Origin of the sequence: Exiguobacterium sp. s48 (assembly GCF_018617395.1) — a bacterium.
Taxonomy (GTDB): domain Bacteria; phylum Bacillota; class Bacilli; order Exiguobacteriales; family Exiguobacteriaceae; genus Exiguobacterium.
This window is the reverse complement of the sequence record NZ_JACSKC010000002.1, coordinates 127,083-151,076: the sequence shown is the minus strand read 5'-3', so window position 1 is coordinate 151,076 and position 23,994 is coordinate 127,083. Positions and strand designations below refer to the sequence as shown.

Annotated in this window: 28 protein-coding genes; 13 read left to right on the top strand and 15 right to left on the bottom strand. The window is 47.1% G+C overall.

The window, feature by feature from the left end; genetic code table 11:
* Positions 1–84: 84 nt before the first annotated feature.
* Entirely contained in the window at positions 85–657 is a 573-nt protein-coding gene (locus KNO66_RS11125; protein WP_214742541.1) for a hypothetical protein, read from the top strand.
* A gap of 33 nt (positions 658–690) precedes the next feature.
* On the opposite strand, the gene KNO66_RS11120 is transcribed toward KNO66_RS11125, so the two are convergent.
* Together KNO66_RS11120 and KNO66_RS11115 are read right to left on the bottom strand one after the other, a co-directional pair.
* Positions 691–1,398, bottom strand: coding sequence for a hypothetical protein (locus KNO66_RS11120; protein WP_214742540.1), 708 nt, complete (start codon positions 1,396–1,398; stop codon positions 691–693).
* 63 nt (positions 1,399–1,461) lie between these two features.
* Positions 1,462–3,378: an endonuclease MutS2 gene (locus KNO66_RS11115; protein ID WP_214742539.1), complete on the bottom strand. Its 1,917-nt coding sequence runs from the start codon at positions 3,376–3,378 to the stop codon at positions 1,462–1,464.
* Positions 3,379–3,836: 458 nt separating this feature from the next.
* Here KNO66_RS11115 and KNO66_RS11110 point away from each other — a divergent pair, with 458 nt between their 5' ends.
* The 3 genes from KNO66_RS11110 to nagE are packed head-to-tail and all read left to right on the top strand — an operon-like array spanning position 3,837 to position 6,681.
* Positions 3,837–4,325, top strand: a complete 489-nt coding sequence (locus KNO66_RS11110; RefSeq protein WP_214742538.1) for a PTS sugar transporter subunit IIA — start codon at positions 3,837–3,839, stop codon at positions 4,323–4,325.
* Positions 4,326–4,345: 20 nt separating this feature from the next.
* Positions 4,346–5,188, top strand: a complete 843-nt coding sequence (locus KNO66_RS11105; RefSeq protein ID WP_251128131.1) for a PRD domain-containing protein — start codon at positions 4,346–4,348, stop codon at positions 5,186–5,188.
* A 2-nt stretch (positions 5,189–5,190) separates the two neighbouring features.
* On the top strand, positions 5,191–6,681 hold the full coding sequence (gene nagE / locus KNO66_RS11100; protein ID WP_214742537.1) for an N-acetylglucosamine-specific PTS transporter subunit IIBC: 1,491 nt from the start codon (positions 5,191–5,193) through the stop codon (positions 6,679–6,681).
* A 15-nt stretch (positions 6,682–6,696) separates the two neighbouring features.
* Here the strand turns inward: nagE and KNO66_RS11095 are convergent, their stop codons facing one another.
* The 3 genes from KNO66_RS11095 to KNO66_RS11085 all read right to left on the bottom strand — a co-directional run bounded on the left by KNO66_RS11095 (position 6,697) and on the right by KNO66_RS11085 (position 8,427).
* Entirely contained in the window at positions 6,697–6,900 is a 204-nt protein-coding gene (locus tag KNO66_RS11095; protein ID WP_214742536.1) for a hypothetical protein, read from the bottom strand.
* Positions 6,901–6,969: 69 nt separating this feature from the next.
* Positions 6,970–7,857 carry a zinc metalloprotease HtpX gene (gene htpX, locus KNO66_RS11090; protein WP_214742699.1) on the bottom strand — a complete coding sequence of 296 codons (888 nt, stop codon included), beginning with the start codon at positions 7,855–7,857 and terminating at the stop codon, positions 6,970–6,972.
* An 18-nt stretch (positions 7,858–7,875) separates the two neighbouring features.
* Positions 7,876–8,427 (bottom strand): LemA family protein, encoded by a 552-nt coding sequence (locus tag KNO66_RS11085; RefSeq protein WP_353047833.1) that lies wholly within the window; start codon positions 8,425–8,427, stop codon positions 7,876–7,878.
* A 125-nt stretch (positions 8,428–8,552) separates the two neighbouring features.
* On the opposite strand from KNO66_RS11085, the gene KNO66_RS11080 reads away from it, so the two are divergent.
* Entirely contained in the window at positions 8,553–9,737 is a 1,185-nt protein-coding gene (locus KNO66_RS11080) for an amidohydrolase (protein ID WP_214742535.1), read from the top strand.
* A gap of 9 nt (positions 9,738–9,746) precedes the next feature.
* Here KNO66_RS11080 and KNO66_RS11075 read toward each other — a convergent pair whose 3' ends face one another.
* The 7 genes from KNO66_RS11075 to KNO66_RS11045 all read right to left on the bottom strand — a co-directional run bounded on the left by KNO66_RS11075 (position 9,747) and on the right by KNO66_RS11045 (position 14,583).
* Positions 9,747–11,051, bottom strand: coding sequence for a hemolysin family protein (locus tag KNO66_RS11075; protein WP_353048567.1), 1,305 nt, complete (start codon positions 11,049–11,051; stop codon positions 9,747–9,749).
* A 114-nt stretch (positions 11,052–11,165) separates the two neighbouring features.
* Positions 11,166–11,639 (bottom strand): DMT family transporter, encoded by a 474-nt coding sequence (locus KNO66_RS11070; RefSeq protein ID WP_214742533.1) that lies wholly within the window; start codon positions 11,637–11,639, stop codon positions 11,166–11,168.
* 11 nt (positions 11,640–11,650) lie between these two features.
* Positions 11,651–12,325: a Crp/Fnr family transcriptional regulator gene (locus KNO66_RS11065; protein WP_214742532.1), complete on the bottom strand. Its 675-nt coding sequence runs from the start codon at positions 12,323–12,325 to the stop codon at positions 11,651–11,653.
* 14 nt (positions 12,326–12,339) lie between these two features.
* The gene (locus KNO66_RS11060) at positions 12,340–12,765 is read right to left on the bottom strand and encodes a DMT family transporter (protein WP_214742531.1); all 426 of its coding nucleotides are present in this window, start codon (positions 12,763–12,765) and stop codon (positions 12,340–12,342) included.
* Between the two features lie 107 nt (positions 12,766–12,872).
* Positions 12,873–13,532, bottom strand: coding sequence for a type 1 glutamine amidotransferase domain-containing protein (locus tag KNO66_RS11055; RefSeq protein WP_214742530.1), 660 nt, complete (start codon positions 13,530–13,532; stop codon positions 12,873–12,875).
* A 309-nt stretch (positions 13,533–13,841) separates the two neighbouring features.
* On the bottom strand, positions 13,842–14,309 hold the full coding sequence (locus tag KNO66_RS11050; RefSeq protein WP_214742529.1) for a hypothetical protein: 468 nt from the start codon (positions 14,307–14,309) through the stop codon (positions 13,842–13,844).
* A 55-nt stretch (positions 14,310–14,364) separates the two neighbouring features.
* Complete coding sequence (locus tag KNO66_RS11045; RefSeq protein WP_074036747.1) at positions 14,365–14,583, bottom strand: hypothetical protein; 219 nt, start codon at positions 14,581–14,583, stop codon at positions 14,365–14,367.
* Positions 14,584–14,756: 173 nt separating this feature from the next.
* Here KNO66_RS11045 and KNO66_RS11040 point away from each other — a divergent pair, with 173 nt between their 5' ends.
* Together KNO66_RS11040 and KNO66_RS11035 are read left to right on the top strand one after the other, a co-directional pair.
* A complete protein-coding gene (locus tag KNO66_RS11040) occupies positions 14,757–15,596 on the top strand; it encodes a M15 family metallopeptidase (protein WP_214742528.1) in 840 nt (279 codons plus the stop codon).
* A 76-nt stretch (positions 15,597–15,672) separates the two neighbouring features.
* Entirely contained in the window at positions 15,673–16,011 is a 339-nt protein-coding gene (locus KNO66_RS11035; protein ID WP_214742527.1) for an antibiotic biosynthesis monooxygenase, read from the top strand.
* On the opposite strand, the gene KNO66_RS11030 is transcribed toward KNO66_RS11035, so the two are convergent.
* On the bottom strand, positions 15,991–16,692 hold the full coding sequence (locus tag KNO66_RS11030) for a CBS domain-containing protein (RefSeq protein ID WP_214742526.1): 702 nt from the start codon (positions 16,690–16,692) through the stop codon (positions 15,991–15,993). The two genes, KNO66_RS11035 and KNO66_RS11030, sit on opposite strands and share 21 nt — an antisense overlap.
* Positions 16,693–16,806: 114 nt before the next feature.
* Here KNO66_RS11030 and KNO66_RS11025 point away from each other — a divergent pair, with 114 nt between their 5' ends.
* Entirely contained in the window at positions 16,807–17,538 is a 732-nt protein-coding gene (locus KNO66_RS11025) for an AzlC family ABC transporter permease (RefSeq protein ID WP_214742525.1), read from the top strand.
* Positions 17,535–17,834, top strand: coding sequence for an AzlD domain-containing protein (locus tag KNO66_RS11020; RefSeq protein WP_214742524.1), 300 nt, complete (start codon positions 17,535–17,537; stop codon positions 17,832–17,834). Before KNO66_RS11025 ends, KNO66_RS11020 begins: the two co-directional genes overlap by 4 nt.
* 33 nt (positions 17,835–17,867) lie before the next feature.
* Here KNO66_RS11020 and KNO66_RS11015 read toward each other — a convergent pair whose 3' ends face one another.
* Both KNO66_RS11015 and KNO66_RS11010 read right to left on the bottom strand, forming a co-directional pair.
* On the bottom strand, positions 17,868–19,346 hold the full coding sequence (locus KNO66_RS11015; RefSeq protein ID WP_214742523.1) for an HD-GYP domain-containing protein: 1,479 nt from the start codon (positions 19,344–19,346) through the stop codon (positions 17,868–17,870).
* Positions 19,347–19,449: 103 nt separating this feature from the next.
* Positions 19,450–21,201 carry a mechanosensitive ion channel gene (locus KNO66_RS11010; RefSeq protein WP_214742522.1) on the bottom strand — a complete coding sequence of 584 codons (1,752 nt, stop codon included), beginning with the start codon at positions 21,199–21,201 and terminating at the stop codon, positions 19,450–19,452.
* Positions 21,202–21,421: 220 nt separating this feature from the next.
* Between KNO66_RS11010 and mgsA the strand changes: the two genes are divergently transcribed.
* The 4 genes from mgsA (at position 21,422) to KNO66_RS10990 (ending at position 23,985) form a co-directional block, all read left to right on the top strand.
* On the top strand, positions 21,422–21,835 hold the full coding sequence (gene mgsA / locus KNO66_RS11005) for a methylglyoxal synthase (RefSeq protein WP_214742521.1): 414 nt from the start codon (positions 21,422–21,424) through the stop codon (positions 21,833–21,835).
* A gap of 44 nt (positions 21,836–21,879) precedes the next feature.
* Complete coding sequence (locus KNO66_RS11000) at positions 21,880–22,740, top strand: hypothetical protein (RefSeq protein ID WP_214742520.1); 861 nt, start codon at positions 21,880–21,882, stop codon at positions 22,738–22,740.
* A 111-nt stretch (positions 22,741–22,851) separates the two neighbouring features.
* On the top strand, positions 22,852–23,367 hold the full coding sequence (locus KNO66_RS10995) for a YflT domain-containing protein (protein WP_214742519.1): 516 nt from the start codon (positions 22,852–22,854) through the stop codon (positions 23,365–23,367).
* Positions 23,368–23,379: 12 nt separating this feature from the next.
* Positions 23,380–23,985: a YflT domain-containing protein gene (locus KNO66_RS10990; protein ID WP_214742518.1), complete on the top strand. Its 606-nt coding sequence runs from the start codon at positions 23,380–23,382 to the stop codon at positions 23,983–23,985.
* The last annotated feature ends 9 nt before the right edge of the window (positions 23,986–23,994 follow it).

Genomic DNA, 23,994 nt, shown 5'->3' with positions numbered 1-23,994 from the left:
ACAATTTGCAGAAATCTTGCAACTCCCTCACAACTTCCGAAGCCTTCAGTTCTACACTTGAAGTATCAAAAGGAGGAGATACACATGAAATCAAAAAAACTAGCAATCGCCTTAGCCGGTCTTTTGGCTGTATCAGGCACTGGCGTATATGCCGCGACGAATGACACGACAACGGACGAAACGACAACGACAGAATCCACACAATGTGATCGTGGTGAAAAAGGACCCGGTATGTTCGGGGACCGAGAAGCGGGTCATGCCGCTCTCATCGAAGCGCTCGGTTTAACGGAAGAAGAAGTGGATGCGGCTCGTGAAAACGGGCAATCTCTCCCTGAACTCGCAGAAGAAAAAGGAATTTCCATTGAAGCGTTCATCGACGCCATCATGACGTCGCATGAAGAAAAACTCGCGACTGCTGTGGAGGAAGGAAATTTAACGCAAGAAGAAGCGGATCAAATCCTTGCTGACCATGAAGAGCGTTTTGCCGATGTGACAAGTTACGATGACTTAGAAGATGCTCGCGGTATGCGTGGTGGACGTGAAGGTGGTCGCCATGGACATGGGCACGGTCCACATCATGACGATTCATCTTCTTCAGATGAGGATGCTTCAACAGAGAGCGACAGCAACGTAGAAAATCAAAGCAACAGCTTATAAGTCAAAAGGCAGTCACTCGAGGTGGCTGCCTTTTCATATGACGAGTAACAACAACGCATAACCTAATAACCCAACCAAAAATGCACCGAAACTACTTTCTCGTTCAGCAGGTAACTCCTCTTTCATGACATTCAAGATGACACCTCCTGCTAAAAAAGCGACAACAATCGATAATCCGAGATCATTCACTTCCGCAAAGGTGCCAACTGCCCATCCGATGAGTACAGCAAGTGATAAAAAGATTCGGCCACGCTGATCATAGAGTTGCTGATGATGCTGACGTAACCCTTGATCAACCGTTACAAAGTGTATCCCGAGTGCCACAAAATAGAGGAACATCGTCCCATTCGATTGGAACTCACTTTCTGCGAGCACATAACCGATGCTAAACGTATAAAGCGTGAAGGAACCGATGTGAATCCAAAACACATACGGTTTTTGTTTACGCTTATTGGCCGTTGCGAATCGTTCGAGCCCATAAAAGACAGCCAGTCCTAACATACTGATGATCAAGATATGGTTCTCGAGGGAAGCGAAGATATTATTTCCAATCTCTCCTTCGAGTTCGCGTTGATACTCATTCAACTCGGGCAACAGATGAAGAAACACATAAGCAACGGCAATTCCACCTGCTATCGATAAAAAACGGCTTCTCGGCACTTCATGCACATGAATGAGCTTTCCCGAAAAAAAGTGAATCACCGCAAAACCGAGTGCAAACCAAAAGCTTAAGTCGAACACATAAGTCCCTCCCACATTAAGATTTCTCTCTATGTGCTCTTACCCGTTCGCTGTATGCTACATTCACTTTCGATTCGATTGCTCTTGTTTCTTTCTTTCCCGAATCTCTTTCTCCACTCGTCGTAACGCTTTTTTCGATCCGCGTGCAAAGTCGTGAGCTTCCTTACGTTCTTGATACGTCGTGAACAACGTATCCAATTCATAATCAGCCGGATAGAGTTCCGTCGCGCGCGCCTCCAACCGGACACGGCGACTCGGTAACTCTACATAATCGTCGTTCACGAACACTCGGACATGCCGACGAGATGCATCGAACGCATAGACAAGCCCGACTTGATTCGTCTCTAACAACCGGACACGGTCACCTTTTTCAAAGCGTTCCGCCTCTTCAAGCGGTACCGCTTCGATTTCGCGTGTGATTTTAGAATCATCGACTTTCGTAGTGTCATACGTTTTCTCGTTCATGTAACGGGATGCTTGTTTCAGAATCGCTTCCGGTAACTTCATCTTACGGGCGATAAAGAGGGCGTTGCTGTCGCCAGACTGCCCCATGAGCAGTCGGTATTTCGGTTCGAGCGTTTCCGGGTCGAACTGCATCGCAGCGTTCATGAAATCCGGGTGGGATTCAGAATACGATTTGATTTCTCCGTAATGCGTCGACGCCACAACGATCGCGCCCCGTTTATATGCCGCTTCTAAAATGGCAATCGCAAGAGCGGCCCCTTCGTTCGGTTCCGTCCCGCTTCCGATTTCATCGAATAACAAGAGCGACCGTTTTCCAGCGGTCTGCATGATACTCGCTACGTTGTACATGTGTGCAGAGAACGTACTGAGTGCCGATTCCAAGTCTTGATTATCTCCGATATCGACGAACACCTCATCAAATGTCGAAATGACTGTATCGGTGTGCGCCGGGATATGCAGTCCTGTCATCGTCATCAGACTAAGGAGTCCAATCGTTTTCAAGACGACCGTCTTCCCGCCGGCGTTCGGTCCGGTGATGATCAAGCCACGATAGTCTGTACCGATGGCAAAATCAAGTGGCACAGCGCTTTCTAAGAGCGGATGGCGTACTCGTTTCAATCGGATGTGACCGGTCGCATTGACGTGTGGTGTCACGCCATCGATTGACTGACTGTACTTCCCTTTGGCGAAGACCATATCGTACTGGGCGATGACGTCGAGCGTCGATTCGATGTCAGGAAGAACTTCTGTCACCGCTCCCGTCAACGTCGCTAGTACTTGATACACCTCTACCGCTTCTTCCGTACGCTTGACGACGAGTTCAGCATTTAACTTCGCAATCGCTTCCGGTTCGATAAAGACCGTCGTCCCTCGATTCGATGTATCCACAATCGTCCCTGCCACTTTATGCTTATAAGAAGCTTTGATTGGAATGGTGAAGCGGTCCTGTTTTTTCGTGACAAATCCGTCTTGGATCATCTCGCGATTGGCCGCGCTCTTTAAAAACTTGGTCAATCGTTCCTCGATTCGTCCTTCTAAAATGTCGACTTGCTTACGAATCCGCTTCAACTCTTTCGATGCTTCATCGACGATCTGTCCGGCTCGAATCGCTTGTGTGATGTCTTCTTCTAATGTCCGCCATTCGCCCATACCGGCAGCATAAGCCGAAAGAAGCGGTGCAAAGAATTCATGTTCGAGCATGAATCGCTTCAACTTGCGCGCCCCTCGTAAAAACTCGGCGACCGCTTCGAGCTCATTTGCTTCGAGTTGGATGCCTCGTTGTAGTTTCCCGATGATCGTTTCCATATCAGATACCCCGATGAATGGAACATGTGACGTCGCATCTAGAATCGCGCGGGCTTCAGACGTTTCCTGTAGACGTTTCTTCACCGTCGCAATATGGCTTGTCGGACGTTGCTGTCTGAGTAATCGTCTTCCGAATCCGCTGATGCAGAATCGCTCTACTTTCGTCATCAATTCGTTGTATTGTAATTTTTCAAATGTTTGTTCGTTCATGTGTCTCTCTCCTCAAATCGTAGAATCGAGATACCGCGCAAACAAAAAAGCGTCGGTCGATGACGACCAACGCAAAAAGACAGACGGGTGTCTGGCAGTTTTTGATGGGCGGTATCTGTAACGGAACATGACGGCATGACAAAAAGACGTGTCATCCGACATTTTTCAGTTCGTTAGGCAGATACAACCTCACTCATCAACATGCAACACCTTTCTTCAATAGATTCGCCCTTACTATACAACAGATTCACCACCTTGTAAAATTTTAGAGAACGCTTTCAAAAAAAGACTTGTGTCTCAAACCGACACATGTTATGTTGAACGTGAAGAAACGAATAGCGATCACATGTGACTGATTCGATCAGGCATGGGGTAAGACGTACGGTGCATGCCACCCGTCTATACTCCATGCCTGTTTTGTTTTTCGGCGTTTTGTTTCAAGAAAGGATGTAGTAGATATGCTATGGAATAAGTTAATGAACCGACACAAACCGACACTGCACTCACCAATGGAAGGAGACGTCATTCCACTCGAACAAGTAGCGGACCCGGTCTTCAGTGAAAAAATGATGGGGGATGGCATTGCCATCACACCAACAGACGGCGCCGTCGTCTCACCGGCTGATGGGGAGATTGTACAAATCGCTCCGACCAAGCACGCCATCGGCATTCGGACCGAGGATGGGGCTGAGATTTTGATACACGTCGGTCTCGATACCGTTGAACTCGAAGGTCGCCCGTTTGATCTTCAAGTAGTTGTGGGTGACCACGTCAAAACGGGACAGCTGTTACTCACAGCAGACTTGGCGCAAATTCATCAGGCTGGTAAAGACACGGTCACGCCAATGGTCGTGACGAATGGTAGCGCACTCGCTCATCATTATGCCTTCACGTTCACGAAAGAAGCTGTTCCGGGCAAGACGGTTGTCGCCCGAGTGGAAGCGTGACTCCGGAATAAGGAGGACACATGATTAAAATCAAAAAGATTCTAAACAACAATGCGGTCATCGTCTCAGACGAGGGTGAAGAAAAGATTGCGATTGGGCCAGGCGTCGCATTTAAAAAAGCGAAAAACGACATCGTGAATCCCCACAAAATTGAAAAACTATTCATCATGCCAGAGAATGACAAGTTCCAACAGTTGTTGAGCAGGATTCCTGTTGAACACTTTACCGTTTCCGAGGATATTATCTCGTATGCGGAAAAGCGTCTCGAGACATCGTTCAATGAACACATCCACATCGTCTTGACCGACCATATCTCGTTTGCCATCGAGCGGGAAATGGATGGCATCTCGTTACGCAACAAACTGTTGAATGAGATTAAAATCCTCTATCGGAATGAGTACGAAATTGGACTATGGGCAATCGAACATATTGCTGAAAAACTGAACGTTCAAATGCCGAAAGACGAAGCCGCGTTCATCGCGCTTCATATCCATACGATGAAAGTGAAAGGAGGTGATTTACGCAAGACGGTCAAACAGACAACGATTGTCCGCGACATGATTCAATCGATTTCACGACGACTCGATGTATCCATTGAAGAAGATGACTTATCCTACCAACGATTATTAACTCATTTACGATTCGTCATGGATCGGGTCAACCATTACGATCATCACACGATTGATGAAGACATGCTTCGCATGATTCAGACGAAATTCACGTCTGCCTATGCGTGCGCATCTGATGTCGCGAAAGAAATGGAAGAGACATATGGCGTCGTCTTGCCCGAGTCAGAACTTGGTTATATTACGCTCCACATTCAACGTCTACAAGATCAACACCATCAAAAAGGAGGAAATTAACAATGATGAACTTTTTCCAACGTCTCGGACGTTCCCTCATGTTACCGGTCGCCGTACTTCCGGCTGCTGCCATTCTCATGGGGATTGGTTATTGGATTGACCCAGTCGGCTGGGGATCTGAAAACATTGCCGCTGCATTCTTAATTAAAGCAGGGGCCGCTATTATCGATAACATTCCAATTCTTTTCGCAGTCGGGGTTGCGCTCGGAATGGCTAAGAACCGCGACGGTTCAGCAGCACTCAGTGGGCTCGTTGCCTTCTTGACGGTCACAACGCTTCTCTCTGCAGGAACGGTTGCGTTATTCCAAGGAATTGACGTCGAAGCCGTTAACCCGGCATTCGGCAAAATCGGGAACGCATTCGTCGGGATTTTATCTGGTCTCGTCGCCGCTTCCATGTACAATCGCTTCAGTCAAGTCAAACTACCGGATGCTCTCGCCTTCTTTAGTGGGAAGCGTCTCGTACCAATCATGACAGCCTTCTCGATGATTCTCGTATCGGTCGCCCTTTACTTCATCTGGCCGGTCGTCTATACAGGTCTCGTCGGATTCGGAGAATCGATTTCAAAACTCGGCGCATTCGGTGCTGGACTTTACGGATTCTTTAACCGTCTCTTGATTCCAACTGGTCTCCACCACGCCCTCAACTCGGTATTTTGGTTCGACGTCGCAGGAATCAACGACATCGGAAACTTCTGGTCAGGTCAAGGTGAAAAAGGTGTGACGGGGATGTACCAAGCAGGTTACTTCCCAATCATGATGTTCGGTCTTCCGGCCGCAGCACTCGCGATGTACCATACAGCGAAAACAAAACGGAAGAAACAAGCGGCTTCGCTTCTTCTCGCAGCGGCATTCGCTTCATTCTTCACAGGGGTAACAGAACCACTCGAGTTCTCATTCATGTTCCTCGCACCTGTTCTTTACCTTGTCCACGCCGTCCTTACAGGAATTTCGCTCTTCGTTGCGGCAACGTTCCAATGGACAGCCGGCTTCGGATTTAGCGCAGGCTTGGTCGACTTTATCTTAAGCTCACGCTTGCCGCTTGCGAACCAACCGTACATGCTCATCGTTCAAGGTCTTGTGTTCGCAGTCATCTACTACGCCATCTTCCGCTTCATGATTGTGAAACTCAACTTGGCGACGCCAGGTCGTGAACCAGATGAAGTTGTCGATGCGGTTGCAAGTGAGACAGCAGACGGTGAAACGAAAGTGGCTCCAGTCGCATCTGCTTCAGGTAGCGAATACTCAGCGATGGCAAATATGATTTATGACGGTCTTGGCGGTGACAGCAACGTCACAGGCATCGAGTCTTGCATCACACGCCTACGCGTCGATGTGAAGGACATGGATACAGTCAACCAAGATCAAATCAAGAAAGCGGGTATCCCAGGAATCAAAGTCGTCAGTCCAAACCACATTCAAGTCATTGTCGGTACAAACGTCCAGTTCGTCCTCGATGAGATTGAAAAAATCCGTAGCCACCGTGTCGGATAAACGTCGAAAGCCACCTCATTCAGGTGGCTTTTCTTGTTTGGCTGCATATTGTTGATAGAATTGAATGAAATAGTAGAGGAAAATCCACGGCAAGATGTATTGCGTAAGCCACATGATGACACGCATCAATTGCCAAATTGGATTATTGAATATCGAACCCGATAAGAAAATGACGACACAGAAGATCAGACCATACCCTATGTATTTCTTTTTACTCAACTTACCCACCTCCTTATTTTCCTAATTCAGTGTAACATAAAGAGCCTACCGCAACGGATAGGCTCTTATTTACATTTGACGAAGTCGGGAAATACGCTCGACCGGATCCGGGTGCGTCGAGAACAGACCGCTCACTTTCTTCTTAAGTGGGTCGGAGAAGTAAAGTGGTGCGGAGGCACTCGACGCTTGCTCGACCGGCGTCTCGACGTTGGCAATCTTCTCAAGCGCTGAAGCGAGAGCGTCCGGGTTACGGGTCAGTTCCGCCCCACTCGCATCTGCCAAGAACTCACGATTCCGTGAAATCGCCATATTGATGAGCATGGCGATAAGCGGTGCTAATACTAACAAGACGAGTCCGATAATCAAAAAGATGGGATTCTGATTCTGGTCACGTCGCCCACCACCAATACTTCGGAAAAAGAGCATGCGCGACCCAATATCGCTCATGATGGCGATGACTGACACGAGTGCGAGCGTGACCGTCGAGAGTCGTACATCATAATTTTTAATGTGTGCGACCTCATGCGCAATCACCCCTTCTACTTCTTCTCGTGAGAGTCGGTCTAGTAGCCCTGTCGTGACGGCGACGGCTGCCTTTTCCGGTTTTAACCCGGTCGCGAAAGCATTCGGCGACGGGTCGTTGATGACAAAGATACGAGGCATCGGTACTCGCGCGACCATTGCCATGTTTTCGACCGTATGCCATAAAAAACGATGCTCTTCCACCGAAGTCACTTCTTGCGCCCGATTCATCTTCATGACGATGTTCGTGCTCGACATGATCACGATGCCGACATAAAACAACGAGAAGACGGGTGTGAAAATCAATCCTGGGAGTGCGTCCCCATAATTGACATAGGAAATGGCCGCTCCGACAAGAAGGACAAACAAGACAAATCCTGTGACGATGAAGACCGTCTTGATTTTATTCTTACGAATCTGTTCATAGAGGAGCATAGTTGCCACCTCGATTCATCAAAACGAGACGCGAACGTTTTCGCGCTCTTCGGCACGAGCCTCGAGCATATCGCGCTTTTCGAAATGATGAACGGAAGCGATGATGTTCGTCGGGACCGATTCGATTTTCGTATTATATTTCATGACCGTATTGTTATAGAGTTGGCGCGAGTACGCCACCTTATTTTCCGTCTGTGTCAATTCTTCCTGTAACATCTTAAAGTTCTCGTTCGCCTTCAAATCCGGGTACGCTTCACGAAGCGCGAACAAATTTTTTAATGCTCCGCTCAGTTGATCGTTCACCGCCATCTGATCCTGACGATTCGACTTTTCTCCGAGCTGATTTCTAAGCTCGACGACCTTCGCAAGCGTTTCTTGTTCGTGTTTCGCATAGCCCTTTACCGTTTCAACCAGGTTTGGAATCAAATCATACCGCCGCTTCAATTGCACATCGATTTGAGCCCATGCCTCATCGACCCAATTTCGATATTTGACGAGCCCGTTGTACATTGAAAAATAGATGAGTACGAGCACGACAACCGCTACAATCGCAATAATCCACCCCATGATAGCACCTCATTTCTTCAGTTTCTCCTGTATTAATTCCCTTTACTCGTATAAGATAAGCTTAACTTTCATAAAAAACTGTAAATGAATTCAATTCTTGACGCGAGGGTCACAAAGGAGTGTACGCAATGGTTGTCACGAATGCCGAAATACGTTTGACTGAGTTGTTCGAAGAGATGGTGTCGCTAAGACGTCATTTTCATCAGTATCCAGAACTATCTTTCCAAGAAGTCGAGACACCGAAGATGATCGCTTCTTATCTCCGTGAACTTGGAATCGAAGTACGTGAGCACGTTGGCGGTAATGGGGTCGTCGGTCGAATCAAAGGCGGGGATGGTCCGACCATTGCGTTACGTGCTGATTTTGATGCGCTTCCCATTCAAGATCTGAAGGACGTTCCCTATCGTTCAAAAGTGAACGGTGTGATGCATGCTTGTGGACATGATGCCCATACGGCGACACTCCTCGTTCTTGCAAAAGTACTGACCGAGATGCCTCTTCCTGGAGATGTCGTATTGATTCATCAATTTGCTGAGGAATTGGCTCCAGGTGGTGCCAAACCGATGATTGAAGACGGTTGTCTCGACAACGTGGATTATATATACGGTGCGCACATCTGGACGCCACTCCCGTTCGGAACGATCGGTGTAAAAGCTGGACCTGTCATGGCTGCGGCTGATCGCTTTGAATTGACTATTACAGGAAAGGGCGGACACGGCGCGATTCCTCAACATACGGTCGATGCCCTTATGGTCGCTGTGAACGTGGCGAACCATCTCCAACAGGTGGTCAGCCGCCGAGTCGACCCGCTTGAACCTGCCGTGTTGACCATCGGGACGCTCCACTCCGGACAAGCGTTCAACGTCATTGCCGAAGAAGCGAGATTATCTGGTACCGTGCGTACATTCACTCGGGAGATACAAGAAAAAATCATCTCTGATATGGAACGGATCATCCGTTCCGTCTGTGAGGCGAGTGATGCCGATTATGAATTGGAGTATATAAAAGGATATCCGGCTGTCATCAATCATATGAGGGAAACAGAACTCGTTCGCGAGAGCGCACTTGACGTCGTCGGCGCAGACGGTGTTATTGAGATGGCACCGCTCATGGTCGGAGAAGACTTTGCGTATTATATGGAACACGTTCCAGGTAGTTTTTTCTTCACAGGGGCAGGAAATCCCGAGCTCTCCGCAATCTTCCCTCATCATCATCCTCGCTTCGATGTGGATGAACGGGCGATGTTGCACACGGCTCACGTCATGTTAGGCGCGTTACAACGAACATGGATGACATACGAAAAAGAGGGCTGATGCGATGCATCAGTCCTCTTCTGTGATTGGTTCTTGTAGCTCTGAGACAAGAACCTGGTCGACACGCTTCCCGTCCATATCTACGACTTCGAAGCGAAGTCCGTACGCTTCAACCACATCGCCCCGTTTCGGAAAATCGCCCAGTGCATAAATGACGAGTCCGGCGAGCGTATGATAGGAGTTACGCCCTTCGTCGAATCGGTCGTCCCGAATCTCGAACGTTCGTTTCAAATCCTCGATTCCGAGCAATCCGTCCGCTAAATATGATCCATCTTCACGACGAACCACTTCCGGTGTATCTTCTTCAATCATGACTTCTCCGACGATTTCTTCTAAAATATCGAACAATGTGACCATGCCGAGGAATCCACCATATTCATCTAAGACGAATGCAATTTCGACACCATTTTTCTGCATCATCTGAAGCACTTGACTCGCCTCTCGCTGTTTTGGGACGATGAGCGGCTGTTTGATGCGCTTCAAAATCTGTGACGGCTCACGCAACGTCGGTAACGTCAAAATGTCACGTACATCGATGTACCCGACAAAATCGTCAAGCGAATCACGGCCGACCGGCAACTTGTTATGTTTACTTTCATAGATCGACTTCTTCATATCGTCCATGTCATCTTCTAAGTCGACCCATTCGAGCGTCGTCCGTGGTTGCATGAGCTCATAAATCAATTGATCATGAAACGCAAAGACCCGTTCAACTTGCCGAACTTCTTCATGGGCAAACTGTCCTTGCTGTGCGCCTTCAAACAAGAGTTGTTTGATCTCGAGTTCGGTCTCCCCACTCGTCTGTTCCGCCTTCAATCCAAGTAGCTTGAATAAGAAAAGCGTCGATTTCGATAAAATCCAAATGAACGGGCGCATCACCTTACTGAATAGATCGAGCGAGGGAATAATCGCCATCGTGACTTTTTCAGGCGAGACGAGCGCGATCCGTTTCGGGACCAATTCACCAATAATCAAGGATAGATATGTGATGATGGTAACAACGGCCACGTAAGCAACGGTTCCGGCATATTGCGTACTCATTCCGGCTTGTTCAAACGCCGATGCGAGCGGTGCCGAGAAGCGCGCGCCCCCGTAGGCCCCGTTAATAATCCCAATCAATGTGATTCCGACTTGAACGGTCGACAACAAATCTGTCGGGTCTTTCGAATAATGAAGCGCAATCTTTGCACTTCGCTTCCCTCGATTTGCTTCAACCTCAAGTTTTGCAGGTTTCGATGAGATGAGCGCAATTTCTGTCATCGCAAAAATCCCGTTCAACACAATCAAAAACAAAACAATCAACAAATCAATCACTATGGAAGAATCCACTTTTTTCATCACCTCAGCTATTTTTAAACCATACTGCTTCATTTTAACAAAAAATCGTTACCAACCTGTACCCGTTTTGCTCGAAAAAATAGCCACTCCTTATGAAGTGGCTTCGTTGACAGCTTGTTTGGCGATGGCTGCCGTCTGAGACTGTTTAAAGAGAATCACTCCGACGAGCAGGACCGTAAGCCCAACGACTTGTCCAGCTGATAACGTGATTTGAGGCATCCCGAAGGCGCCGTACAAATCGACGACTATTGCCCAAATGAGTTGTGACACGAGAATGAGTGACACGGACAAAGTCGGTCCAAGTAGCTGGATGCTTCGCATGACACAGTACACGACACCGACCCCAAGCAAACCACCGAGCCAATAGATCGGCGACAAGTCACGTAATCCAGCAAGATTTCCTCCAAATAATACTAACGGGATGATGGATCCGACCAAACCAACGATAAAGACCAATACCGTGGTGGCCCAAGCCCCTAAATTTGTATTCATTTTCGCGTTGACCGCCGCCTGTACGCTAATAAATGCCCCAGCCACTGCCGAACAGATGATCCCAAAAATCATATAACCCCTCCTCACTCATAAAACATGCCGTTCGCACGTTCCTTTAATCGCTCACTGTTTAAGATGATCACTTCTTTTCTCGTTCGTTTGACCAATCCTTCATCGACGAATGCCTGTAGCGTTCGGTTCAAGTGACGATAACTCGTCCCAAGCCATTCTGCGACTTCTTTTCGTTTCAGTTGACTCATCTCCGCTTGAAACAGTTCATTCCCGGATTCACTGAGAGAAATCAAGTAACCGGCCAACCGCTCTTCAAGAGTCGACATGAGATGGTTGGATGAAGCGTTCGCCTCAATGAATAATTTTTCGGATACGCCTCGTAACAGATGCTCCGTGAATTCGACCGTTCGATTATATCGTCGAAGCGCCTCGAACGGGATACGCAGACACGTAACGGGACCGACCGCTTCAACCGTATGCAAGACGTTACGCCCGCTCGCATACTCGATATCCCCAATCAGCGTAGGAGCTGCTTTTAGCCGTAATAATCGAAGCTTCCCTTCTTCACTGAGCGTATAAATTTTGACACGCCCTTCAAGGACGACGAATAAAGATTCAATATGCTGATCGTTCGAACATAACATGGTCCCGGACGCATATGTCACCAAAGACGAGGACTCAAGCGTTTCATTCGAAAATAGATGATTCCACTGCAATCGTGTCAGTGCATCCATAACATTCATCATGTAAAGTGAACTCCTTAAGAAAATGTATAAATTCCGATGCCAACGACCATCAAGACGAGTCCCATGACCTGTCCCGTGTTCATCGGTTTCCGTTTGACCCCAAACCAGCCATTCAAATCGATGATAAAGGCTCCTATCAATTGCGCTACAAGCAATACACAGATGGCCCATGTGACCCCTAGTTGTTGAATCGCCGTCAATTCGCCGAATACAACGAATACGCCGAACAATCCTCCTAAACTATAATACCAAGGTACACGCTTGAAGGCTGTCATGTCCGCATCCCGCTTGAAGAAATAAATTGCAAGTGCCAATAAAAGTCCAACGAAGTGAACGATGGTGACCGACATCCATGCCCCGACCGCATCTCCTAATTTCGCATTAAAGATTCCTTGGAGGGCGATGAACGTCCCAGATAAGATGGCAAATAAAATTCCCATGTCATTCCCCTTTCTCTCCGTATGACTTTACGAAAAGGAAGAGGACTTGAATAGGACATATGTCCAAAACAAAAAGCAACTTCGACATTCGAAGTTGCTTCACTCAATTATCCGAGTAATTTGACAAGCTCTTTCCCGACTGCTTCAGAAGACTGCGGGTTTTGTCCTGTGACGAGTCGCTCATCAACCGCCACGTTCACCGCCCAGTTGTCAGCTCCTTTGAACTGCCCACCTTGATTGCGTAGTCCCGTTTCAAGTAAGAACGGTACGGCAGAATCGAGCTGCATTTCTTTTTCTTCTGCATCAGTGAACCCAGTCACTTGTTTATCCTTAACGAGTGGCTCATCATTGCTGAGCTTCACATTCACCAAACCAATTGGTCCATGGCAAACTGCTCCAACAATATTCCCACTCTCATATACGTCACGAACGACACGTTGTAACGTTTCATTTCCTGGGAAATCAACGACTGTTCCATGACCACCTGGTAAAAAGACAGCATCGTATGATTCGTCTGCCACTTGATCGAGTCGGGCCGTATCTTTGAGCAACTCACGAGTATTTAAAATCTCTTCGGACAAATCATCTTCTAAACTATTCGCATCGATTGGCACGTCTCCACCTTCGATACTTGCGACCGTCACCTTGTATCCTTCTTTTTCGAATAACAAGTAAGGTACGGCAAACTCCTCAAGCCAAAGTCCCGTTGCATGACCGTTTGATAATTGATTCGCTGACGTTGTGACAATCAGTACATGTTTCGACATACTCAATTCCTCCTTAAAAAATCAACATACGATTCTACTGTTCCCGATTCATCACCCGTTAAACCCGCTGACCTGTGATTGAGCGATGAGCTGCTTCTTTTTTTAACCTGGTGATTTATTCATCCTACTCTCTTTTAAGAGGCTGACTATACTAAGAACGAATCAATATTCAGTTTTATGAAGGAGACGTTCAGTATGACGAAACGAATGAACGACTGGGGATTTCTCATCGTCGTCGGCATCATCCTCCTCTTGCTTTTGTTCGGCCAGATCCAACTTCTGATGCACTAAAAAACAGCAGGAGAACGCTCATTCGGGTTCTTCTTGCTGCTTTTGAAATGGCATGAATGAAAGTAAGATACCAATCCCCATACAGCTAACGGTCAAAAAGAAGAACGTCAACTGATTCATGTAAATGATATTTGTGAATTGATTCCATCCTTCTGCGAAAGACTCATTCGTGGATACCCGAATTCCTTCTCGAAGTGACGCCGCTTGCGATTGATTCGTTACCCAGGCAATCCCAGCCATGATGAGACTACCGATTGCTAGTCCAATCTTTCCAAATAGTCGAACAGAAGCGACAACTCGAAGCGTTAACCGGACAGTGATCCACATGAATAGAAGAACAAATGGCCACCCAATCAAGAGCACAATCCAATATACATTCCCCTCACTCGGTGCTTCTGAATAAGGTTGCGTCATCACTTCGCCAAGTTTAAAGATCCCGAACGTGATCAACGTCACGATGAACCATGCTTTTATTAATTTTTCCATCTCAACACCTCGTCCTTAGTATAGCAAAAACACCGTATGCGTCTGCATACAGTGTTTAGTCTTTTGGTCGGACGACATAGTAAATCAAAATGACAAGCCATGTCCAAACTCCTGTGAAAATCCCGATAATCCCGACGATGAAAAAGCCAAGTGGAATCATCGATTTCGTCCGGTTATAGTCCTTCCACATATTCGATAGCCCTTTAATATTAAAGTATAAAAAGGCAAAGAATAGGACGAGCAACAACAGTGGTAATCCAAATAAGACTTCCATTCGCTCACTCCTTTCTACGTTCTCATTCGTTATCTTTATTGTAACGGATTCCGTGCCCACCTTCATCGGGCCCTAGCCGTATCCTCTTCCCACCTGCAGATGGATAAAACATGTGCAGTCTCTCAGAAAACAGGGAAAAGGAGAATTATCCAATCCTTGAGGAGGCGTTCGCTATGAAGTCCCTGCGTGTCTTGATTATTTGTTTGCTATTGTTCCAAGTATCGCCGGTGATAGCGGCGTCCTCATCTCCACAACCAGGTTACACGATTAAAACGACATATTTATACGGTCGGGCCATGCAGTCTTCTCCCGTCCTCAAAACGTTACGCACGAACGTCCCGGTTCGCTACGCGACCTATAACCGAAGTTGGTCGAACGTCTATATCGGGAATACAAAGTACTTCACTCCCTCTGCCAATCTGAAAGCTGGTATTCCGAAGATGCCATCTGCCGATCGTTTACGACTGGTCAACAAGTCACATGGGCTTCCTTCAACTTATCGTTCCCCTCAACTCGTCACATTAACCATCCCAACCGTTTATCAAAAGGGAAGTGAACGTACTCTGATGACGGCAGAGGCTGCTTATGCTTTGGCGAAATTGTACTACGCCGGTCGAAAACAAGGGTATACGCTATATGCCCTGAGCGCTTATCGATCATATGCGACCCAAAAGTCACTCTATACCTACTACGTCAACACACGTGGAGTCTCTTATGCCTCAAAATATGTAGCCATCCCCGGACACAGCGAACATCAAACAGGTCTAGCCGTCGACATGACCAGTCAACGAATGCGCTTAGGATTATACGCATCCTTCGATCAATCACCGGAAGGGAAGTGGATGATACAAAACGCACATTCCTATGGCTTCATCATTCGTTATCCAAAAGGAAAAGAGAAGATTACGGGATACAACTATGAACCATGGCACTTACGGTATGTCGGTGTGAACGAAGCAACGACCATGAAACAAAACAACTGGACGTTTGAAGAGTGGTGGAATAAACATTGAATGAGCATCCTTTTTCAGGCAATTCCCCGTTCACGTTATAATGAAGTCATCTTATTCATTTAGGGGGAACTGCGGAATGTGGATTGTCATGAATAAACTAGATGTTGAAAAAGGAAAAACCGACGTGGTCAAAGCGCGTTTTGAGACAACGAAAGGAATCGAAGCGATGGACGGCTTTGTTCGCATGCAAGTGTTGACGGATACGTCTGATGCAGCGATGGACCATGTCGTCATCATGACCACGTGGCGTGACGCGGCAAGTTTTGAAAACTGGCGCGACAGCAACGCCTACAAACATGCCCATAAGAAACGTGATGACGGGACGTCAGAAGTGAAGCCGATTGTTCTCGGTAATACGGTTACCCAATACGAGGTCGCCATTGAACATCTCGCCTCAACGGAGCGCGTTCAATAAATCTTGAGGACGGATGATGCCAAGTAGTGGCTCGTCTGGATTTCCGGTCTCTGTGATGAGCAGGGCATCGTATCGTGCGCCCTCTTTCATTTGAGTGAAGCAGTGCTGCGCCTCGATGACCGTCGCATCCTTGCGAATGAATCGATATCGGTGCATGTGTGGATCGTGGTGGAGCACGTGTTTCACCCGAACGCCTTTGAGTGACAAGTTGGTCCCGTCGATTGTCTCGGCTAACCAACTCGTCACTCCTTTTTTCGTCAATAGCCCACGCCACGAACCATTTTCGTGATATACCGGGAATTGCGAATAATTTTTATCTCGAATCTCCCGGAGTACTTCCGTCAAGAAATCTTCTGACTGAAACGTCACCACCGATTTCGCAAACGTAGGGATGACGAGACGTGGATGAAGCAACTCTCTCTCCACTTCCAATATTAATTCCACGAGCGATTCGTGTGGTTCGGCAATAATAAAATCCGGTTCCCGTCGTTCGTGAACGATTGCATTTCGCAACTGACTCATTTGATGTAAATCTTCTTTATAGCAATCGATGATTGGATTTTGTTTTGCGAGACGATTCACCATGTTGCTAAAACTGAAATGTTGGCCATCTCCCATCTCTCGACTCAAGTAATCCTCGATTCGATGATAGGACGCCAAAAATTCTTCCGCACGACTCATGTCATCAACCTCCTTAACGATACATGTATACCCTCTTTTTTGTCGTTTGAGCAGGAAACCAATCTTTCATCCCGAATGACATAGAAATCATCTTGATCATCGAGGAGGGCTGTTATGGTAACTTCTATACAATCTACACCTTCTAGTTCCCCGCGCCCCACTTTTCGGGCAGGATTACGCGCAGGGATTCCCGTCGCCATCGGATATATCCCGATTGCCATCGCGTTCGGTCTTTTGGCACAATCGTTTCATCTACCAAACGTCATCACCTTATCGATGTCCTTTTTAATCTTTGCCGGTGCGAGTCAATTCATTACCGTACAATTGTTGATGACTGGTTCGATGTATTGGGAGATTATCTTGACCACGTTCATTCTAAACTCTCGTCATTTTTTGATGTCCGCCTCCCTGTCCCAACGAATTGAGAGTACGTCTCGAAAACTATTGGCTGCTATCGCGTTCGGTGTGACGGATGAGACGTTTAGTATCGCCTCGACTCGGAAGGAAGCTAGCTCCGGTATGTTCGTACTCGGGTTGAACACGGTTGCCTTTCTCGCATGGAATGTCGGGACATGGATCGGGGTCTTTCTCGCCTTCGGTCTTCCGAGTTCGTTACAGGCGAGTATGGGAATTGCATTGTATGCGATGTTCATCGGGTTACTCGTCCCATCATTAACGACCCGTCCCGTCTTTGTCGTAGCGAGTTTAGCCGTTAGCATTCAAGCGATGCTCCAGTGGTGGATTACACCGTTTTTCCCGATATCAGACGGAATCCGAATCATCATCGCAACTGTTTTAGCGGCAGGAATCGGTGCTTTGGTATTTAAGGAGGAAGAAGCTACATGATGTCGCTATTTCTACTCGTTTTAGGTCTTGCCCTCGTCACATATCTTCCGCGACTCGTTCCACTACTTTGGTTAAAATCCTTAGTGTTGCCGCCGTACGTGAAACGATTTCTCGCTTTTGTTCCTTACGCCGTGTTAGCCAGCTTGATTTTTCCAGGAGTCTTATCGTCTACACCTACCTTCTCCTCTGCCTTGTTCGGCGGGATGGTTGCCGCCAGTTTGGCACTCCTCCGGGTCAATCTCGTCGTTGTCGTCATGGGTGCTGTCTTTGGGGTATATATCTTTCAAACGATATGATAAAGGAGCGGCACACAAGGTGCCGCTCCTTTTTTATGCCGATATGTCCTGACGGCGAAGTCGGATGAATACGTCTACAAATTCGGCATCCCATTGCGTTCCACGACCGTTCTCTAAAATAGAAAGCGCCTTTGCCATCGGCATTCCAGAGCGATAAGGTCGATCAGACGTCATGGCGTCATACGCATCGGCAATGGCCATGATTCTTCCGAATAACGGAATATCGACCTCACTTAAACGATCCGGATATCCTTTCCCATCAATCCGTTCATGATGCGACCGAACCCCTGCTAAAATCGGTTGAAGGGATGCCGGTAAATGAATTTGACTCAGTATATGAATGCCAATCGTCGGATGTTCCTGAATTTTCGCAAACTCTTCATCTGTCAACTTCCCTTCCTTCAACAACACATCATCTCGTATCCCAATTTTTCCGATATCGTGAAGAAGTGCCGATTTGTTGAGTAAATCAACTTGTGCATGAGGTAAGCCAATAGCACGTGCTAGTTCAACCGAGTACATCGCCACACGTTCTGAATGACCGGCCGTGTATGGGTCACGTGCATCGAGGGTTGCCGCAAATAAAATGAAAAGGCTGTCTAAAAGTTGCGCATTCTCTTGTTCCCGAGCGTTCACCGTCTCGACCATTTGGTTGAAGCCCCCGATCAATTGAGCGAACTCATCTAAATAGGGATTTTCGATTTTTTGGAGTTGTCCTGATTCCATCTGTTCGATTCCTGACGTCAAGAGACCAATCGGACGTTTGATATTGTCATAGAGCAAGAAACTGCATAGCACCGCAATCCCGACGATAATGACAAGAATCACGAACGCCCAATTCCAATACGTATCCGTCCGATTCGAAGTCGACAATTGCACACTTGATGCTAACATGAACAACATGATGGGAAAGACACCCGTAATGAGCATGCTGATCAATAATTTAGTTCGGACACTGAATGACCGATATGTTGCATGGATAGGCTGATGATACAGTTCGAAGTGCCTTTCTTTCATGTATATAAGTAACGGCTCAACCGAACGTACTGTCAAAAAGTACTCAATCAAGGCATGTAACACCGCAATCATGACGGCGCCAATGGCAGCGAGACCAATCAAACGATACGGTAAATCAATCCAGCCATTATAAATACAGACGGTCGTCAAACCAATTGACGGGATGGATAATCCAAACAAATGTGGACCTAAAATCCGTTGCATCGTCAAAATAGGAAATCGACTCGCTTGTTCGAATGCCGACGTCAATTCGTCAATCGATGGGGACTCAGTCATAAAAAGCTGTCGTATCGGTCGAATATGGCGATGGTATAAGAGCAGTTCTGAAGAAATCATAATCATTCCCGACCCCAACATGATGCCTAACAGTAGTAAAATCTCTCGAATGGAAAGGTCAAGCGTCTGAAAAATAAAGACACCACCCACTCCAAAGACGGCTAATCCTGAGCCGATGATATAGTTAATCACGAGCGTCCGTTGAAAACGTTCAAACACTTCCCTCACCCCTACACTCTTTTCTTTTACTATCGACCAAACTGACGTCCGAGTTGAACATAAAAAAACGGATCTCCTTGTGGGAGATCCGTTTAAGAATCACTTATGGGCGTAACGGACCATCGTTATCATCAAGTGATCGATTGTCCTGATCCGGAGTGATGTTCTCGTGGAATGGATTCGGTTCTGGTCCCTCCACATGATCAACCGTCGGATTTTGAACATCTCGCTTCATCTCATGCTTCGATTGTTCCGCTTCTTGTTTCGATTGTTCCATACCTTGTTTCGCTTGTTGTTTCGCAGCTTCCGCTTCGCGGCTCATCTGTTCTTTTTCCTGCTCGAGCCCTTCTTTTGACACTTCTGTGTCGTCAATGCGTTGCTCTGCCTTTTTCAAGTAGCGCGCTGCCGTCTCACGACCACCAAGACCAAAGGCAAGACCGAAGGCGAGGGCGACGGCTCCAAGAATAAGAAGGAATGCTGTATTGACAATCATCGGTGCGATGCCGAGCTGACTGATAGCCATGAAGAAGACGAGTCCGAGAATCGCATATTTCGCTACGTAGCGAAGCGCACTAGGTTGTCCTGCTCCATCGACAAGGACACTACCAACCAAGCGTTCGGCCATGTTGGCTAACCAGAAGCCAACTGCCAAGATGATGAGTGCCGCAATGACCATTGGCAAGTAAGCAAAGATGGCTGTCGCCAGGGACGCCATAAATTCGAGATTCGCGACCTGAAGTGCTTCGGATACGAAGAGCAAGATCACGATGACTTGTACAATGACACCGACCACTTGGGCGATTGACATCGAAGACGCACGTTCCCCGAAGCCCATTTTTTGAGCCAACGAATTGACACCTAGGTTCTCAAGGAGCGATACGACGACACCTTTCAACCATCTTGCGACGAACACCCCTACGAGGACGAGTACGATTGCAACGAGAATGTCTGGAATCATGACCAGTACATCATTGAGCATCGCAATGGCCGGTTCCGAGATGCCTCGAATATCGAGCGCCTCAAGAGCTGAAATCGTGACCGGAATCATGATGAAGATGAAGACGATTGTACCGATCGCCTTCGCAAGACTTGATCCTTTCACATAATCAGACAGATGGAATCGCTCTGCCAAGCGATCTAGCCCTGCTGCTTCGAGGAACTTCGTCAAAATGTCGCGGACAATCTTCGCGACGACATAACCGATTGCAAAAATAAGAGCTGCTGCGACAAGTTTCGGAATGAATCCGAGGAAGCTGTTCAACAAGTCTTCGAATGGTCCACTGACCCCACGAAGCCCGAGTGCATCAAGTACAGCAGGTAACGCCAATAAGAGAACGAGATAGAAGACGATGTTCGCGACCGTATCAACCCATTTCGTTTGGTTGACACTTGTCGATTCTTGACCTGTCTTCTCCATCAATTTGCTTAAATTTAAGCGATGTCCCGCCATTTGAATCCCTTTTTTCAAAAGGGTAGCGATGACCCAAGCAACGAGTAAAATCAAGCCTGCTTTGATCACACCGATAATCAATCCGGAGAATCCTTCATAAATCTGACTGAACGGCTCTGTGATTGCAGGAACGTTCATAAATTCAAAGATGATTAGGAATGCGAGGAGTAACACCCCGAAGAACACCACTTTTCCAATAATGCGTTCGGGCGTCCATTTTTCTCCTTTTTCCCCATCCTTTTTGATACCGGCCCGCTCATCGAGTCGTGCCTTCTTCAATGCTTTTCGCGTCACGTTTTCCAATACTTTTGCCAAAATATAACCGACTACGAGAATGACAATTGCCAACAAAAGATCTGGTAGCCATGACATGAACGAATTGAAGTTATATGTCGTATTGTTCATCCAACTTTCCCCCTTTACCGAATTAAATTATGAATTCAACTTACAGTGTTATTCATTACATACCTATATTTCAAAACCATCAAACATGATTGAAAATAACTCTTTCTGAATCATTATTACGATTCGCTGGAATTGGGTACGTAAGTTAAGAGAGAAATCGTGTCAAACGACGCGAGATATGATACGAATAACAAGAGAAGTCAAAATAGGAGGAATCGCTATGAATATCGCTTTAGTGGCTCATGACAAAAAGAAAGATGATTTGATTGTGCTAATTAAAACGTATACGCATATTCTAGAAAAGCATCAGCTATTCGCAACGGGCACGACGGGAAAACGAATTTCAGAAGCAACCGGGTTGCCTGTTCATTGCTTTCGCTCAGGACCACTCGGTGGAGATCAAGAGATTGGAGCGGCCGTCGCTCGCGGTGAAATGGATATGATTATTTTCTTCCGCGACCCATTGACTGCCCAACCTCATGAACCGGATGTGAGCGCATTGATGCGGCTTTGTGACGTGTATTCCATCCCGCTCTCGACAAACATGGGAGGGAGCGAGATTTTGATTCGAAGCATCGAGCAAGGTGACTTTGAGTCACTAAAACTTTCCCATAATGACGAACCCCCTGCTTGATTATGACAAACCAAGAAAGGAGAGGAATCTCCCTGGAACCGAATATGATTCACGACCCGAACGTTCAACAGTTTTTTAATGCCGTACGTCAGCGTTTGATTGAACTCCTTGGAAATGAGGCAGAGGCAGACCGCCATCTACTGGCACTCGCTGGATACATCCGACACGCAGAGAAAAGCGGTCAGTCTTTAGATAGTCTTTTAAATCAAGACCCTCAAGAATACGCCCGTTTTCTCATTGAGCAACCGGAGACAAATGAAGAATATCGTCGACGCTATCACGTGTTGATTGATGCCTCGGATGAATTAAAACCACATGAAAAGGTGCAAGCCAACCGAGACTTTGATTGGGCTGTCAATCAATTGGATGAAGCGAAGTTGTCGTTAAAAGAAATCGAGGTACGTGACCTCGCCTTCCTCGCCTACACAAAAATTCAAGCGCTCAAGTCATCGCGCAGGATTTGGAACCGTTTCGGCTGGTTGCTCGGAATGATTTTAGCGTTCGCTTATGCCAACTTACTACTCGTCATCGATGATATCTTTAGTGGACGTCTATTCAGTGCTCCGATGTCGACATATCCGGTCGACTATTTAGCCTTCCTGTTGCCCGTCCTCGTAACAGGCGCCATCTTCGGTTTATTGACTCGCTTTCGCCACCACATTCAGACGCTCGGACGACGAATCGTGTTCGCCTTACTCATCGTCGTCGTCTACATCTCGTCCATCTTTTGGATTCAGCCACTCTTGATGACACTTGGTTGGTCATTCGTTATTCAATTGACGCCACTTTACGCGCTCATTTTACTGACAATCAGTGGTTTTATGGCGATTTGGACGCTACTCGAATATGTCTGGAAGAGCACACGGTGTTCACTCGGAGACGATACACTGATGCTTTATTATTAATCGCGCCACTCCTCAGCGGAGATGGCGTTTTTTGTTTCGATTATGGTAAGAACGGAAATTACTCCTATTGTGACGCTTGTTTTAGATTGGAAATTCTAAAGGGGGAATTCGATGTCAGATCGAAAAATGATTGGCCTGTTTCAGACCGAACCGGAAGTCATGCACAAAGTCGAAGAATTGAAGGCTGCAGGGGAAGCCGAAAAAAATATGCATGTCGTCGCCAAGCGGGACGGGGAAATTTCTGCATTACGTGACCATACAGATGTGAATGCCGAATCCGGTATCCGCGACGTCAATTTACTCGACCGTGTCAAAGCCTTTCTACATGGGAGTGACCGGATACGAGACGAACTTCGTAATATGGGACTGAACGATGCAGAGGCAGAGCAATATTATAACGCCATTGATGAAGGGCAAATTTTACTCTACATCGATCGACACTCATACGACCGCTACCCGAACATGTATAAAAAAGACAGTGAGCTCGACCATGATAAAGGGGAAAAAGCGGACGGGATCGCCTTTGATGCAAAACCGTTCAACGACCATGACGAGAATCCACGAGGTACGAAAGATGACCCGATTGTACGCGGTCATTCTGGCTTAGAAGACCACCGACGATTATAAGGAGGAACGACTATGAATGAGAAACGATTCATCAGTATGCATGAGACACAGGATGCAGCAATCGGCAAGATTGAAGAATTGCGCGCCAAAGGCTATGAGGATTCACATATTTATGTCGTCACGAAACATGAAGACAACGTCTCTATTTTAAGACGTGATACCGATGTCCATACGGAAGCGACCCACCATGCGAGTTGGTTCGATAAGGTCCGTGCTTTCCTGAGTGGTCATGAGGACGTTTATGCCGGTCTACGTAACATGGGACTTAGCGATGATGAAGTGAAGCGCCACTATGACGATGTGGAAGCCGGGAAAATTCTCGTTTACGTGGACGAAGATTTCGAACGTCGTCATCATGAAGGTGTGACGGTTGATGCGAAACCGTATCAAGACGCATCGTCCACCCATCTCGGTAGTCACACAGATGACGGGTTAGAAATCGACTCAAAACCTTACCATGAGGCCCAGACCGTCGACCCGAGTCACCCTGTGGATCCGGAACAAGACAAGCTAGATGAAGAAACGAAGAGAGCAGACCGTGAGGAAAAACTACGGGGACTCGACGATCGCGCGTATCGTAACGATGTCGAAGACCCAGACAATATCCGACGCTTCTAATGAAGAAGA